Below are 16,545 nucleotides of genomic sequence, written 5' to 3' on the forward strand. Positions count from 1 at the left end.
CTCACACCTCCTCTAATTTCTTTCTAACGACCATGGGCAAAATTCCTCCGTTTTCGTAGTAACGGATATCCGCCTCTGCATCAAAACGCAGCCGAGCTTGAAAAGCTATTTCTTCAGCACCTTTTCGAGCTACCACATCAACCAGCTGGCCAACTTGCGGGTTCTGTGGCAGATTAATGTCGAAAGTCTCCTTGCCTGTTAAGCCTAGACTAGCCGCATTTTCACCCTCTAGATACTGCAGAGGAAGAATCCCCATCATGACCAGATTGGACCGGTGGATACGCTCAAAACTCTCTGCCAGCACCACCTTGACACCCAAAAGATTAGCTCCCTTAGCTGCCCAATCACGACTGGACCCCATACCATAGTCTTTACCGGCTAGGACAATGGTGTCAATTTGCTCTTCCTTGTAGCGCATGGCCGCCTCATAAATGGATAACAACTCTCCTTTATAATCTGTGTAACCACCAATCTTTCCATCTGCCAGTTCATTTTTAATCCGAATATTGGCAAAAGTCCCCCGCATCATGACCTCGTGATTACCCCGACGGCTACCATAGGAATTAAACTCTTGGTAATCCACTCCGTGTTCTAGCAAATAGGAAGCTGCTGGGCTGTTTCTGGCAATATTTCCTGCTGGGGAGATATGGTCTGTCGTGACCGTATCCCCAAATTTTGCCAGCACTGCAAGATTTTTCAGTGGCTGAATAGCTAAATCATCCGCTAAACCATCAAAGTAAGGTGGATTTTGAATATAGGTAGAAGCCTGATTCCACTGATAATTTTGAGAAGAGGCTGTCGGAATCTGATTCCATTTTTCATTGTCATCAAACACATGGGCATATTCTTTTTCAAAAAGCTGGCGTGTCACATATTTTTGAACATAGTCTGCAACCAAGTCGTGCTCTGGCATCAAATCCATCAAATAAACAGGCTGCCCTTTTTGATCATAACCTAGTGGCTCGCTGGTCAGATCGACATTGGTATTTCCAGCCAGAGCATAGGCAACTACCAAGGGCGGACTAGCTAGGAAATTGGCCTTGACCAGTGGATTGATCCGTCCTTCAAAATTCCGATTCCCTGAAAGAACAGCACTAGCCAGCAAGTCAGTATCCGTAATCGCTTGAGCCACTTCCGGTCGAAGATTTCCTGAATTTCCAATACAAGTAGTGCAGCCATAGCCGACCACATTGAAACCAAGCTGATCCAGATAGGTCTGAAGACCACTCTTCTTGAGATAGCCTGTGACCACCTTGCTGCCCGGAGCTAATGAAGTCTTGACAGTCTTTGAAACGCGTAAGCCTTTTTCTACTGCTTTCTTGGCTAAAAGCCCTGCCGCCATCAGGACATAGGGATTAGATGTATTGGTACAGCTAGTAATGGCAGCGATAGCCACATGGCCCGTCTTAATCTTCTCCTCATGATCAGAAAATTGAACCACTGCTGACTTTTCTAGCTCGCTCTCATCTAGACCAAAGCCTCGGACCCCCGCTTCTCTGACTAGACTAGCTTGAAACTCCTCTTTAGCAGCTGTTAATTCAATCAAATCTTGGGGCCGCTTGGGCCCTGAGATGCTCGGCACAATGCTGGACAAATCAATTTCGACTACCTTGGTATAAATTGGCTCAACCTTTTCATCATAGAAAAGGTAATTTTTTTGAGCATAGAGACGGGTCAGCTCAATATGATCTTCTGACCGATTGGTCAGACGCATGTAATTGAGCGTTTCCTCATCTATCGGAAAATAACCACAGGTAGCTCCGTATTCTGGCGCCATATTGGCCACTGTAGCCCGGTCAGCCAGACTTAGATTAGACAAGCCAGGCCCAAAGAACTCGACAAATTTACCAACAACATTTTCCTGCCGCAAAATTTGCGTGACCTTTAAAGCCAAATCTGTCGCTGTCGCAATCTTAGGCAGCTTTCCCAAGAGACGAACACCAATCACCTCAGGAACTGGGAAATAAGAAGCCTCACCTAACATGGCAGCCTCAGCCTCAATCCCACCAACACCCCAGCCCAGAACACCAATACCATTGATCATAGTCGTATGACTGTCCGTCCCAAACATACTATCTGGATAGAGTTGCCCATCCTTTTCAATGATGACATCACTGAGAAATTCGATATTGACCTGATGGATTATCCCAGTAGCAGGGGGAACTGCTCGATAATTATCAAACGATTTTTCTGCCCACTTGAGAAATTCGTAACGCTCATTATTGCGGAGAAACTCTTGGTTCATATTGGCCTCCAGAGCTGTGTCACAGCCATAAAAGTCCACCTGAACACTGTGGTCAATGACTAAATCAACCGGAATCTCTGGATTAATTTGATCGGCCTGACCTCCCTGGCCAACAATAGCATCACGCATACTGGCCAAATCCACCACGACAGGGACACCTGTAAAATCCTGGAGAATGACTCGACTAGGCTTAAAAGGAACTTCTCCGCTTGGTGATTTAGCTTGATAATGCACCAAAGAATTAATGTTATCTTTTTTAACGTCTATACCATCTTCCTTACGAAGGACACTTTCGAATAATATGCGTATAGAATAAGGAAGTTTTTTTATATCTCCTCCTAGCAAAGCCGAGGCTTTCTTCAAATCTATATATCGGTATACATTGCCTTTGTAATTTAAATCGCTTAGGTATTCTGCCATATTTCTACCCCTCACTTATTTTAAATTGTTTTATATTATACTTTATTATGTAATTTTATGCAATAAGATTTCTTGACAATACGTTATATTTTCTAACATAGAAATACAGTTTTTTAAACAAAGACAAACTGTACTAATTATTTTCTTTAGCAATCAAGAAAAAAACAAGCACCATCCCGGTGCTTGTTATAGAAAAATAATTTGATTTCAGAAATTTACTTCTTATTAGCCAACCATTTTAGCAGCTTGGTCAAAAGTCCCCAAATGACTAGACTAATGATAACAATATAAATCCAGGCATTCTTATCATTAGACAATGGCAAAGGAACATTCATACCAAAGAAACCAGTGATAACTGCAAGTACTGCCAAAAGAACTGAAATAATAGTCAGGACAGTCAAATTGTCATTCAGATTGTTGTTCAGGATATTATTGTAGGAGCCAGAGAGCTGACTGAGAACTTGAGCAATCAGATCAGTCATCGAAACGAGCTGACGAGCCTCAATCATTGCATCCTCAAACTGTTCAGTTTCTAAATCGTCAAAACGGCGGTAAATACCATGGCTTTTGATATGCTCTAGAAGCATGCGGTTCTGCTTAGCCGCAGCAACTAAATAGACCATTGAGGTTTCCAAGTCTGACAGGGCAAACAAATGCTTTTTAGTAGTTGTCTGGCGCAGAAGAGTATTAATTTCATCCTTACGCTTGTCCATCCGCTCAACGACTGGATAGTAAGAATTGGAGATCAACTCCAGACTCGCAAAGAGAAATTTATAGACCGATACTGGCTCATGGCGCTCAGTATAGGCCTTCATCATATCAACAACATAGGCATTGTCCTGATTACTGATAGTAATGAGCCTCCCCTCCTGAGCCACAAAGGTCATCGGAATCGTCTCATAATGTTCCTTATCTGTCGCTAGATTAAGGACATTGTAGATAAAGACAACTGTACCATTCTCGCGATTATAGTCCATGTGAGCCCGTTCATTTTTATCCAGAGCATACTCAATGGTTTCTTTGTCAATTTCATAATCTTGATAGATCTGCGCAGTCTGCTTAACATCATCAGAATCAATATTAATCCAGACATCCTGACCTTTTAGTTTTCTTTCCAGAAACATGAAACTCCTTTCTTAACATCTAGAATGATTTTTAAGAACAAGTGCCTAACTCCCTAAACTGTTCTTGCATTCAAATATGCTATGTCAAAACAACTTCCTTGCTCAGTACGATTGATAAAGTGGCTAGTTTGCCTATCTTATCTATTACGATATAAATTGTTATGAATTAAAATTACCCTAAAAAGTTGATTAGTGAAGCGGCTAGTCAGAGCCCAGTAGAATTTAGTGCTAGTCATTTTTATTTTGCTCTCTAATCGAAAGAACAGTTGCCATTACTATAATAATTATTCTACAAGCATAAGATATATTTTGATTACCACCTACCGCTAATTGTGAGAAAACATTTATTACCGAATGTGTCATCACACATATCCACAAACTGTTTGTCTTTATAAATAATGCGGATAAAATAAAGCAATTAGTCAACAATCCAAGCAAAAATCCCAATGCCTGTACCTGCGGCAATGTGCCTTCAATGTAGAAATAAGAAAAATGCCATATTCCCCATGGAACAAAAGTAAATATAGTTGAACTAATATAACTATGGCGTTCCATCATAATTGGTTGAAAAACATATCTCCACCCTACTTCTTCAATTCCACCAAAAAGGATTGCTTTAAGAAATAAGATAATAGGAATATACCACGTATTAAACGCTAATTCCCCATCAAATGCAACATAGCAAAAATCCAAAAACAAGAACACAATAGCAAATAAATAACTGCCCCTGTTTTGCTTTATAGCGAAAAAATCCTTTAATATTTTCTTCGTACTGTACTTTTTGTATCTAACTGCAATAATAGTTCCCCATAGAGCAGTGGAAAGGCCACCTATGCCAATAGCAAGCATTCCCATTGGCGTCCTATAATCTACAACCATTCCCAAATGACGCAATACAAAAACTATAATAGATATAAGCCATATTTGACCTAGGGTCCCTAATAAATAAAGGAAGATCGCTTTTTTTCGACTCATAAATTTCCCCTAAATTTTAATTTACCCATTTCTATCTTTTAACTGATTTAATTGCAATATAGGTTTTAATATTCAGTTCATGAAGCCTACCAGAGCCATTCGTATCTTCATATATATCAAGTAAAGTGAACCCTGCCTTCAACTGTCCACCTATCTGCTCTGTTATATTGTAAGATAATTGCATTTCTGCATTTTCTTTAATCATATATTCTTTAGCTGCCTTGTCTTTTAATGGATTAAAAGGCATTTTCCATATAATTTCTTTTTCCTCATTATCCACAATGTAGTTGACTTCACTAATTATATTCCTTCTATTAATTACAACATGAAATCAAACAAATAGAGGCAAATTACTCGCCAAAATTAGTAAGATAGCTAGACAATCACCATAGCGATTGCCATCAACTGATTAGCAACTTTTGATTCAGATTCAGTCAATGAATCAGCCTAAATCAGGTAAACAATGCGTTACGACACGGAGTTTGGCAAATCGATTTTATTTGCCAAATGCAGTTAGTAAGGTACTTAGCCATGGTCCCATAGGACATGGCGTAGATTGCTTAGACTACTATGTAGCCAAGCAATCTTAGTACGTTACATCTTCTCTTCCAACTTGACATCCGGATACTTGTCCGCGAACCAACGTAGGGCAAAGTCGTTTTCAAAAAGGAAGACTGGTTGGTCAAAGCGGTCTTTGGCCAGGATGTTTCGACTAGATGACATACGCTCGTCCAGGTCATCTGGAGAAATCCAACGAACAGTCTTTTTGCCCATTGGTGTCATGACCACCTCAGCATTGTACTCGCCTTCCATCCGGTGCTTAAAGACTTCAAACTGGAGTTGACCAACAGCACCCAGCATATACTCGCCCGTCTGGTAATTGGTATAAAGCTGAATGGCTCCCTCTTGTACCAGCTGCTCAATCCCCTTATGGAAGGATTTTTGCTTCATGACATTCTTAGCTGAAACCTTCATGAAAATCTCAGGTGTAAAGGTTGGAAGTGGTTCAAATTCAAACTTGTTTTTTCCAACAGTCAGGGTATCCCCAACCTGATAAGTACCGGTATCGTAAACCCCGATGATATCTCCTGCTACAGCGTTGGTCACATTCTCACGACTTTCCGCCATAAACTGAGTGACATTCGATAGTTTAGCGCTCTTCCCAGTACGAGGCAGATTGACACTCATACCTCGCTCAAATTCACCAGATACGATCCGAACAAAGGCGATACGGTCACGGTGACGAGGGTCCATGTTGGCTTGGATTTTAAAGACAAATCCTGAGAAATCCTTGTCATAAGGATCCACAATTTCTCCATCTGTTTTCTTGTGACCATGTGGTTCTGGAGCAAACTTAAGGAAAGTCTCAAGGAAGGTCTGCACCCCAAAGTTTGTCAGGGCTGACCCAAAGAAGACTGGTGTCAGCTCACCTGAAAGGATAGCTTCCTCAGAAAACTCATTACCTGCTTCATTTAGAAGTTCAATATCTTCCTTAACTTGTTCATAAAATGGATTGCTACCAAAAAGTTTGTCCCCATCTTCCAGACTAGCAAAACGATCATCACCTTTATAAAGTTCCAAGCGCTGGTTATAAAGGTCATACAAGCCTTCAAAGGCTTTCCCCATCCCGATTGGCCAGTTCATAGGGTAGCTCGCAATGCCCAAGACTTCTTCCAGTTCTTGCAAGAGGTCCAGTGGCTCACGTCCATCACGATCCAGCTTGTTCATAAAGGTAAAGACTGGAATGCCACGGTGTTTAACAACCTCGAACAATTTCTTGGTTTGGGCCTCGATACCCTTGGCAGAGTCCACGACCATGACCGCAGCATCCACCGCCATCAAGGTACGATAGGTATCTTCTGAGAAGTCCTCGTGCCCTGGTGTATCTAGGATGTTGACGCGTTTTCCGTCGTAGTCAAACTGCATAACAGATGAAGTAACCGAAATCCCACGTTGTTTCTCGATATCCATCCAGTCAGACTTGGCAAAAGTCCCTGTTTTCTTCCCTTTTACAGTACCAGCCTCACGAATCTCTCCCCCAAAATAGAGCAACTGCTCCGTAATGGTCGTTTTCCCCGCGTCCGGGTGGGAGATGATGGCAAAGGTACGGCGTTTCTTAATTTCTTCTTGTAAATTCATTTTCTTCTCTTTCTCTCATTTTAGGATAATGGTGAATGTTCATTTTTCTTCTATTTTACATCGGAATAGCCCAATCCTTTCAACCTACCTATTATAGCGGATTTAAGCCTTTTTTTCAATTATCTAGAAAAGATAAAAAATCGCCCTTTCGAGCGATTCTATCCATTTTGTCAATAAAATTTCCTTTAAAACCTGACAATGAAACTACTAAAGAGGAAAATTGCAAAGAGTAAGATTAAACCCAGTAAATAGAGCAGGCGTTTTTTTCTGGTTTCCAGTTCTTCTTTTTCTTCGATTGTCATGATAAAACAGCTTTGTTCCGTTTTAAGGGATAGAGGATAAAATCTTCTATCTTCATTTCACTCTTTTCCTGCCTAAAATCTATTTTTTTGACATTGACTTACATCATGGACAAATCATGTAAAAAAATTTTCTCATTCCGTGATTTTATCTTAAAGTATATTGCAACAAAATACAATGTAAAGAGAGGGAACCTTTCCGATTCCCCCTCAATGATATTTATTATTAAAGCAAGTTTTAAATCGCGTTTTTATCTAATCCCATTTTACGTTGAACAAACTTAACAATTTCTACAATGATAATCATAGAGAAGCTGCCCAAGAGAACAACCGCCCATTGTGATAAGTCAAGCTTGGTTACATGGAAGATGCTTTCTAATGGATCGATAACAATCGTTGCTGCTAGTAAAATGAAGGATACCAAGATTGACCAGTTAAAAGTTTTAGATTTGAATGGACCAACTGTCAAAATAGACTGGTAAACAGATTTTACATTATAAGCATGGAAGAGCTGAATCAATCCAAGAGTTGCAAAGGCCATTGTAAGCGCATCTGCGTGAATAGCTATATGATCTCCCGCATGAACTGGATTCGCAATGGCATAACCATAAACAGACAGAACCAATGCTCCTTGTAAGACACCTTGATAAATGATAGAACTCAAGACACCACCTGAGAAGAAACTTGACTTGCGCCCACGTGGTTTATGAGACATGACACCAGGCTCAGCTGGCTCAACACCAAGAGCGATTGCTGGGAAGGTATCTGTTACCAAGTTAATCCAAAGCAAGTGAACTGGCTTCAAGACATCCCATCCAAAGAGAGTTGCCAAGAAAATTGTCAGGACTTCAGCAGTATTGGCAGAAAGAAGGTATTGAATGGTCTTTTGAATGTTTGAGAAGACCTTGCGCCCTTCCTCTACGGCAACAATAATAGTAGCAAAGTTATCGTCAGCTAGGATCATATCAGAGGCACCCTTAGATACTTCTGTACCTGTAATCCCCATACCGATACCAATATCCGCTGTCTTCAGAGCAGGAGCGTCGTTGACACCATCACCTGTCATAGCAACAACCTTACCTTGATTTTGCCAAGCTTTGACGATACGAACCTTGTGTTCTGGAGATACACGCGCATAAACAGAGTATTGGCCAACTACTTTTTCGAATTCTTCATCTGAAAGTTCGTTGAGCTCAGCACCTGTCAAGACATGGTCTTCAGAATCATTTTCATCAATGATTCCCAAACGTTTGGCAATCGCTTCTGCTGTGTCTTGGTGGTCACCAGTGATCATGATTGGACGGATTCCCGCTTCCTTAGCCACGCGAACCGCTTCTGCTGCCTCTGTACGCTCAGGGTCAATCATCCCAATCAAACCAGTGAAAATCAAATTGTTTTCAAGTACTTCAGAAGTTAAGTTTTCTGGAATACTGTCAATAATCTTGTAGGCACCAGCCAGCACACGCAAAGCTTGGTGAGCCATTTCTGAGTTGTTAGACTTAATCAGATGCGAAGTTGCATCATCAATCGCTGCAACATCTCCAGCCTTATCACGGGTAACACAGCGTTTCAAGAGTTGATCTGGAGCACCCTTTACTGCCACAAGGAATTTGCCATCTGGCAACGGGTGAACTGTTGACATGAGCTTGCGGTCAGAGTCAAATGGCAACTCAGCCACACGAGGATATTTCTCTAAGAAGGCCTTCACATCATAGCCCTTGTCCAGAGCATATTGGATAAAAGCTGTTTCTGTTGGGTCACCAATTAGCTTCCCTTCCTGGTCAATCTTGGTATCATTGGCCAAAACAACTGAACGAAGAAGAGGCATATCCAAGCCCAGTTCAATCTCATCAGCTGAGTCATGTAGAACTGCATCGTAGAAGACTTTTTCAACCGTCATCTTATTCATAGTAAGAGTACCAGTCTTATCAGAAGCAATAATTTCTGTTGAACCAAGTGTTTCTACTGCTGGTAGCTTACGTACAATCGAATTTCGCTTAGCTAGAACTTGAGTACCGAGGGCAAGAACGATGGTTACGATAGCAGGAAGCCCTTCAGGAATGGCTGCAACAGCAAGCGCAACAGACGTCATCAATTCACCCAGTGGATTTTTCCCTTGAATGAAGACACCGACTACAAAAGTCACCGCTGCAATCACCAAGATAGCGTAGGTCAAAACTTTAGAAAGGTTATTTAGATTTTGTTTGAGTGGGGTATCAGTCTCGTCAGCATTTTGTAGCATACCTGCGATATGACCTACTTCAGTATACATACCAGTGTTTACGACCACACCAATCCCGCGTCCATAAGTGACGTTAGAGTTTTGGAAGGCCATATTGACACGATCACCGATACCAGCATCTTCAGCAAGTTCTACAGACAAGTCTTTTTCAACAGGAACGGATTCACCTGTCAGTGCAGCTTCCTCGATTTTAAGAGAATTGGCTTCAAAGAGTCGCAAATCCGCAGGAACAACATCTCCAGCTTCCAAAATGACAATATCACCAGGGACCAGTTCTTTTGAATCCACTTCGGCTACATGTCCATCACGAAGAACACGCGCTGCTGGACTAGACATAGATTTGAGGGCTTCAATAGCTTCCTCAGCCTTACCTTCTTGGTAGACACCAAAAGCAGCGTTGATGATAACAACGGCCAGGATAATAATGGCATCCGCAATATCTTCTCCACCAGATGTAACAACTGAAAGAACAGCAGCTACTAGCAAGATAATAATCATCAAATCCTTGAACTGCTCGATAAATTTCACGAGGAGAGATTTCTTTTCACCCTCATCCAATTCATTGCGACCATATTCAGATAAGCGTTTTGCAACCTCACTGCTGGTCAATCCCTCTTTAGACGTCTCCATCTCTTGCAAGACTAAGTCTTGATCCTGAGTATAGAAAGCCTGACGTTTCTGTTCTTTAGACAAATTGTCTCCTCCTTTTTATAGGGTCTCTTTAAAATAGAAAAAGAGACCTGTTTATTAAACAAGTCTCGCTATTTCATACAAGGCCGGAAATTGCTTTCGTATTGACGACCATGTAACGGTTATTCCGTTAGCTACTCCCTTGAGTTGTTTATCATTGTATCAAAATTTCTCTTTTTTCGCAAGAAAATCTTCTAGCTTCTTTGAAAAAATTTCACATTTTTTACAACCAAGAAATCTCCATCTGGTAATCAGCAAATAATCGTTCTCCATCAGGTGTTTTAAGCTGGTAATCTAGACAAATGATTTGCTTATCTAGATCCAGATAATATCGTTGAGTATCCGTCATCAAGGTCTGCATCCCCATAGGAGTAGGCACCCCAACCAAGGCTCTGTCATCTTTGATGAACCGCATCAGAGTTTTAGGATTAGAAAAGCGGGTCATGGTCAATTCCGTATCATGAAATTTAAGCACCACTTTCTCGTCTTCCTCGTTTTTAAACAGTAAGTAATGATGATTACCTTTTTGAGTCCATTCAGCATCGTAAATTTGATCAATTAATTCTGTCTGACCATCTAATTGAATCTGGTTTTTCATCCGAATCTTCATAAGTTTTATCTCTCAATCTAGTCTTTTTCCTTTCTATTTTAACAAATTTTATCGGTTTTTTCTTCTTCTACTCTCTACAAAGCCATTTGTGTTATAATAGAAGCATGATTGAAAAAGTATTTCGTGATCCAGTTCACACCTATATCCATGTGGACCACCAAGTTATTTACGACTTAATTAATACTAAAGAATTTCAACGACTACGCCGCATCAAGCAACTGGGAACATCTGGTTACACTTTCCATGGTGGTGAGCATAGCCGTTTTTCGCATTGTCTGGGGGCCTATGAAATCGCTCGACGGATTACCAAAATCTTCGATGAGAAATATCTTCAAACCTGGGACAATCACGAGTCTCTTTTGGTAATGGTCACCGCTCTTTTACACGATGTAGGACACGGAGCCTACTCTCATAGCTTTGAGCGTTTATTTGATACCGATCATGAAGAAATCACACGCCAGATTATCACAAGTCCTGAAACCGAGATTAATCGTGTATTGACTCAGGTTTCACCAGATTTTCCTGAAAAAGTGGCCAGCGTCATTAACCACACCTATCCTAACAAGCAAGTGGTCCAGCTGATTTCCAGTCAGATTGATGTGGACCGGATGGACTATCTCTTACGGGACTCCTTTTATACCGGCGCTTCTTATGGTCAATTTGACTTGACAAGAATTTTACGGGTTATACGACCAGTTGAGAACGGAATTGCTTTTCAACGTAATGGTATGCATGCCGTGGAGGATTATGTGGTCAGTCGTTATCAGATGTACATGCAGGTTTATTTCCATCCAGCTAGTCGAGCCATGGAAGTTTTGTTGCAAAACTTACTAAAAAGAGCCAAATTCCTTTACGAAGATCAGAAGGATTTCTTCAAATTGACTTCACCCAATTTACTACCTTTCTTTGAAAAGAGATTTAGTTTGCAAGACTATTTAGCTTTGGATGATGGAGTCATGAATACCTACTTCCAAAGCTGGATGACCAGCCCTGACACCATCTTATCTGACCTTGCTCAGCGATATGTCAACCGAAAAGTTTTTAAATCCATGATTTTCTCAGAGGAAAATGAAAAACATCTGGATGTCCTACGGCAACTCGTCAAACAAGTTGGTTTTGAACCTGATTATTACACCGCTATTCACCGTAATTTTGACCTTCCTTATGATTTTTATCGTCCAGACGTTGAAAAGCCACGTACTCAGATTGAAATCATTCAAAAAGACGGTAGTTTAGCTGAACTGTCTAGCCTTTCCCCAATTGTCCAGTCTCTTACGGGTACACGTCAAGGGGACAACCGTTTCTATTTTCCTAAAGAAATGCTGACAGATGCTGGTTTGTTCAATGAAAATAGCCAAGCTTTTCTAAGCTATATGAAAAACGATACTTTTATTTACGGAGAATAAGATGTCCATTAAACTAGTCGCCATCGATATTGATGGCACCTTGTTAAACAGCAAAAAAGAAATCACACCAGAAGTCTTTTCTGCTATCCAGGATGCCAAAGCTGCTGGAGTCAAAATTGTCATTGCAACCGGTCGTCCTATTGGTGGCGTTCAAAGACTCCTCGAGGAACTAGAGCTTAATCAACCAGATAACTATGTCGTTACCTTCAACGGCGGACTGGTGCAGGATACTGTTACAGGTCAAGAATTAATCAAAGAAACACTGACCTATGACGACTATCTGGATATCGAACTGCTCGGGCGAAAATTAGGTGTCCACATGCATGCCATCACCAAGGACGGCATTTATACAGCCAATCGCAACATCGGCAAGTACACTGTTTACGAGTCCAATCTGGTCAGCATGCCGATCTTCTATCGTACGCCTGAAGAAATGGCTGATAAAGAAATCGTCAAATGTATGTATATTGATGAGCCAGAAATTCTGGATGCAGCCATTGCTAAGCTACCACCGGAATTAGCCGAAAAATATACACTGGTTAAGTCAGCTCCTTTCTATCTGGAAATTGTCAAAAAGACTGTCAATAAAGGGGCTGCTGTCCTGCATCTGGCTGAAAAACTTGGCTTAAACAAAGGGCAAACTATGGCAATCGGCGATGAAGAAAACGACCGCGCCATGCTAGAAGCTGTCGGCTCTCCTGTTGTCATGGAAAACGGCAAGGAAGAACTCAAGAAAATCGCCAAATACATCACCAAATCAAACGACGAATCCGGCGTAGCATACGCCATTAGAGAGTGGGTTTTAAAATAATGTTTAGTTACAAAATTGGAATTTCAGCTCAAGAACACGACGATTTTGTCACGGCTCATCCCCAGGCCAATCTCCTGCAGAGTTCAGCCTGGGCTCAGATCAAAGATAACTGGGCTAATGAGCGCTTGGGCTTCTATAAAGACGACCACTTGGTTGCTGTAGCCAGTGTCCTGATCAAACCACTGCCCTTGGGAATGACCATGCTTTATATCCCTCGGGGTCCCATCATGGACTATGGTGACAAGGAGCTGCTGACCTTTGTTTTGGCGTCGCTCAAGAAATTTGCCAAGGAGAAAAAAGCGCTCTTTGTCAAGTTTGACCCTAGCCTCTTTCTGGCAGAAAGCAAGATGGGTGGCGAATTGCAAGACAAAGCCGAGACGGTAAAGCTGATTCAAGAGCTGCAGCATGCTGGAGCTGTCTGGGTCGGACGGACTGAGTCTCTGGACGAAACCATCCAGCCTCGCTTGCAGGCTAACATCCATAAAGAAGATTTCAGTGAGGATTTGCTTTCTAAAAGTACTCGCCAGGCTATTCGTACAGCCCGTAACAAAGGTATTCAAATCCAATTTGGCGGAGCAGAATTACTGGATGACTTTTCAGCCCTGATGAAAAAGACAGAAAACAGAAAAAACATCCACCTGCGTGGCAAAAACTATTATCAAAAACTCTTGGATACTTATCCTGACCACTCCTACATCACCTTGTCCAGTATTGATCTAAAGGCACGATTGGAAGACTTGCAGGCTCAGCTGACCAAGACACTCAAGGAAGCAGAGAAATTTACCGAGAAAACCAAGCCTGGCAAGATTGAGAATAACCAGCAAGAACAGAAACGCCTCCAAGAAGAGATTGACTTTCTGCAGGACAAAATTAGCCAAGGTGCTACTGTCGTTCCCCTGTCTGGTACACTGGTCTTGGAATACGGCAAAACCTCTGAAAATATCTATGCCGGAATGGACGAGGAATACCGTCGTTATCAGCCTGCCATCATCACTTGGTACGAAACAGCCAAACATGCTTTTGAGCGCGGAGCAGATTGGCAAAATATGGGTGGAATCGAAAACGATCTTAAGGGCGGTCTCTACAGCTTTAAATCCAAGTTCAATCCGACCATTGAGGAATTTGCTGGTGAGTTTAACCTGCCAACCAATCCTCTTTACCACCTCTCCAATCTGGCCTACACTATCAGAAAGAAACTGCGTAGCAAGCATTAAAAGAAAGGAAGCCTATGACCTTTAAACTTCTCAGTCAAGAAGAATTCATCCAGCATACCTCAGCTAGCTCCCAACGCTCTTTTATGCAGACCGTGGAAATGGCAGAGCTACTGAGCAAGAGGGGCTTCAGCACCCAGTATGTCGGCTACACTGACCCACAGGGACAGGTAGTGGTGTCAGCTGTCCTCTACAGCATGCCTATGACTGGTGGCCTTCATATGGAAATCAACTGCGGTCCTGTCTCTACTGACGCTCAATACCTGCCTCCTTTCTATCAAGCTTTGCAAGCCTATGCTAAAAAAGAAGGTGCCCTAGAGCTCATCATCAAGCCCTACGAGACTTATCAGACCTTTGACAGCAATGGCCAGCCCACATCTGATGAAAAGGTCGAGCTTATCCAGCAACTGACTGATTTGGGCTTTGACTTTGACGGCCTGCAGACAGGCTATCCAGGCGGGGAGCCTGATTGGCATTATGTCAAAGACCTAGCTGGTCTGACGGAGAAAGACTTGCTCAAGTCCTTCAGTAAAAACGGCAAGGCGACCGTCAAAAAGGCTAACACCTTTGGTATCAAGCTAACAAGGCTGGAACGTGACCAACTCAGCATTTTTAAAGACATCACAGCTACCACTTCTGACCGACGGGAATATGACGACAAGCCACTAGACTACTATCAAGATTTTTATGATAGCTTTGGACAGCAGGCGGACTTTATGGTAGCCAGCCTTAACTTCAAGGACTATCTTCAGAACTTACAAAAAGACCAAGAGAAACTGGGCCAGAAAATCCAGAAACTACAGGCTGACTTGGAAAACAATCCTCAATCTGAAAAGAAGCAAAACCAGTTGCGAGAGCTTTCCAGTCAGTTTGACAGCTTTGAAACCCGTAAAGCAGAGGCTCAAGATCTGATTGACAAATACGGTGACAAAGACCAAGTTCTGGCTGCCAGCCTATTTATCTACACCCCTCAGGAAGCGACCTATCTCTTCAGCGGCTCTTATCCTGAGTTTAACAAATTCTACGCTCCTGCTCTGCTGCAGGAATACGTTATGACTGAAAGCATCAAGCGAGGCATTCCATTTTATAATTTCCTCGGCATTATGGGAATTTTCGATGGTTCTGATGGAGTTCTGCGCTTCAAGCAGAACTTCAACGGCTTCATCGTCCGAAAAATGGGAACTTTCCGTTATTATCCTAACCCTCTTAAATTTAAAATCATTCAGCTCATAAAGAAAATTTTAAGACGTTAAGATGCGTAAATCTAAAATATACAAAAGGACCGGGAACATGATTCCCAGTCCTTTTGTATATTTTATAAGGCTTTCGCTTCTGTATGAACGATGCTATCCACATGAATCTGATTGTCTTCAAATTTTTTCTTGAGCGATTCTAAATCCACCTTGCCATCAATTTGAACTTCAATGACAACTTTACCATCTTTTCTCGGTATATTAACTGTATTTGAAATGTTCAGGTTTTCTTCCACCAATAAGCGAACAATATGTTCCAAAACACCGACTTCATCTTCAGTAACAAAGCGCGCTCGAACTCCTTCTTCTCCGTAACCAGATACTTCTAAAAAGGCTTTAAAGATATCTCGATCCGTTATCACACCATAAACTTGCTCATTGTCCACGACTGGAAGAATGCCGACTTTATTTTTCAACATCAGGTAAATCGCATCTTCTAGACTGGCATATTGGGATACCGTGATGACCTTTCGAATCATGACATCCTTAATCTTTGTTTTGTTGAGGAGGTAGTTCATCTCATAAATGGATAGACTAGTTGCTTTAGATGGGCTAGCTTCAGCAATTGTCCCTTCTGTCACAAGACCAACCAATTTATCATTTTCAATAACTGGCAATCTGTGCAAACCTTGCTCCCGCATAATATCTGCTGCGTGAGCAACCGTCGTATCAGGACTAATATAAACGACTTTGCGCGTCATAAAATCTTTTACTGCCATAAGAGTCTCTCCTCTATTTTTTCTTTCTTTTATTATACTGTTTTTTTTTCGCAATTTCAAACGCTTTCATCATTTTTCTTACTTTTTCAAAATTAAGAAAAATCCAGCTATTGGCAAAATTTGAGATACTCAACGAAAATCTACTGGAGAATGATCGACTTTCTAAAAATTATCCTGTTAAGCTATCACTTATCCTATTAAAATCATGTTTTCTATTATGAATAATCTTATAACTAACATACCTCTTCTAATGTATTAGAGTCCCTTAAAGTTTTGTGATTTCTCCTACTTATTCAAATCTAATTAATAAAAAGCAGAATATGAAAGATATACTGTCATTTCTATCCTAACAACCGAGATCTTCAACCTGAAACAATCCACCGAGTATCTTGACGAAAACT

At 41.5% G+C, this 16,545-nt stretch carries 12 protein-coding genes; 4 read left to right on the forward strand and 8 right to left on the reverse strand.

The genetic code is table 11. From position 1 onward, the window contains the following. Position 1: 1 nt before the first annotated feature. From acnA to HMPREF2780_RS06955, 7 genes are all read right to left on the reverse strand, one after another. Positions 2-2,665 (reverse strand): aconitate hydratase AcnA, encoded by a 2,664-nt coding sequence (gene acnA, locus HMPREF2780_RS06925; protein ID WP_061598437.1) that lies wholly within the window; start codon positions 2,663-2,665, stop codon positions 2-4. A 215-nt stretch (positions 2,666-2,880) separates the two neighbouring features. Next, positions 2,881-3,789, reverse strand: a complete 909-nt coding sequence (locus tag HMPREF2780_RS06930) for a magnesium transporter CorA family protein (protein WP_008809540.1) — start codon at positions 3,787-3,789, stop codon at positions 2,881-2,883. A gap of 228 nt (positions 3,790-4,017) precedes the next feature. Beyond that, the gene (locus HMPREF2780_RS06935; protein ID WP_008809541.1) at positions 4,018-4,764 is read right to left on the reverse strand and encodes a CPBP family intramembrane glutamic endopeptidase; all 747 of its coding nucleotides are present in this window, start codon (positions 4,762-4,764) and stop codon (positions 4,018-4,020) included. 31 nt (positions 4,765-4,795) lie between these two features. Further along, positions 4,796-5,044 carry a hypothetical protein gene (locus tag HMPREF2780_RS06940; RefSeq protein ID WP_008809542.1) on the reverse strand — a complete coding sequence of 83 codons (249 nt, stop codon included), beginning with the start codon at positions 5,042-5,044 and terminating at the stop codon, positions 4,796-4,798. A gap of 314 nt (positions 5,045-5,358) precedes the next feature. Beyond that, the gene (locus HMPREF2780_RS06945) at positions 5,359-6,903 is read right to left on the reverse strand and encodes a peptide chain release factor 3 (RefSeq protein ID WP_061595989.1); all 1,545 of its coding nucleotides are present in this window, start codon (positions 6,901-6,903) and stop codon (positions 5,359-5,361) included. Between the two features lie 537 nt (positions 6,904-7,440). Next, positions 7,441-10,137: a cation-translocating P-type ATPase gene (locus tag HMPREF2780_RS06950; protein ID WP_105026399.1), complete on the reverse strand. Its 2,697-nt coding sequence runs from the start codon at positions 10,135-10,137 to the stop codon at positions 7,441-7,443. 220 nt (positions 10,138-10,357) lie between these two features. Then, positions 10,358-10,744: a YwiB family protein gene (locus HMPREF2780_RS06955; RefSeq protein WP_082307448.1), complete on the reverse strand. Its 387-nt coding sequence runs from the start codon at positions 10,742-10,744 to the stop codon at positions 10,358-10,360. 104 nt (positions 10,745-10,848) lie between these two features. Between HMPREF2780_RS06955 and HMPREF2780_RS06960 the strand changes: the two genes are divergently transcribed. Genes HMPREF2780_RS06960 through HMPREF2780_RS06975 form a run of 4 tightly spaced genes read left to right on the forward strand, consistent with a single transcriptional unit; the run spans position 10,849 to position 15,425 of the window. After that, the gene (locus tag HMPREF2780_RS06960) at positions 10,849-12,150 is read left to right on the forward strand and encodes an HD domain-containing protein (protein WP_045503982.1); all 1,302 of its coding nucleotides are present in this window, start codon (positions 10,849-10,851) and stop codon (positions 12,148-12,150) included. A 1-nt stretch (position 12,151) separates the two neighbouring features. Beyond that, positions 12,152-12,961, forward strand: coding sequence for a sugar-phosphatase (gene yidA, locus HMPREF2780_RS06965; RefSeq protein WP_105026400.1), 810 nt, complete (start codon positions 12,152-12,154; stop codon positions 12,959-12,961). Then, positions 12,961-14,175: an aminoacyltransferase gene (locus tag HMPREF2780_RS06970; protein WP_061595992.1), complete on the forward strand. Its 1,215-nt coding sequence runs from the start codon at positions 12,961-12,963 to the stop codon at positions 14,173-14,175. Before yidA ends, HMPREF2780_RS06970 begins: the two co-directional genes overlap by 1 nt. Before the next feature lie 14 nt (positions 14,176-14,189). Further along, positions 14,190-15,425 (forward strand): aminoacyltransferase, encoded by a 1,236-nt coding sequence (locus tag HMPREF2780_RS06975; RefSeq protein ID WP_060970183.1) that lies wholly within the window; start codon positions 14,190-14,192, stop codon positions 15,423-15,425. Between the two features lie 62 nt (positions 15,426-15,487). On the opposite strand, the gene HMPREF2780_RS06980 is transcribed toward HMPREF2780_RS06975, so the two are convergent. Then, entirely contained in the window at positions 15,488-16,144 is a 657-nt protein-coding gene (locus HMPREF2780_RS06980; RefSeq protein ID WP_060970182.1) for a CBS domain-containing protein, read from the reverse strand. Positions 16,145-16,545: the final 401 nt, after the last annotated feature.

Origin of the sequence: Streptococcus sp. HMSC062B01 (genome assembly GCF_001811085.1) — a bacterium.
Lineage (GTDB): Bacteria > Bacillota > Bacilli > Lactobacillales > Streptococcaceae > Streptococcus > Streptococcus gordonii.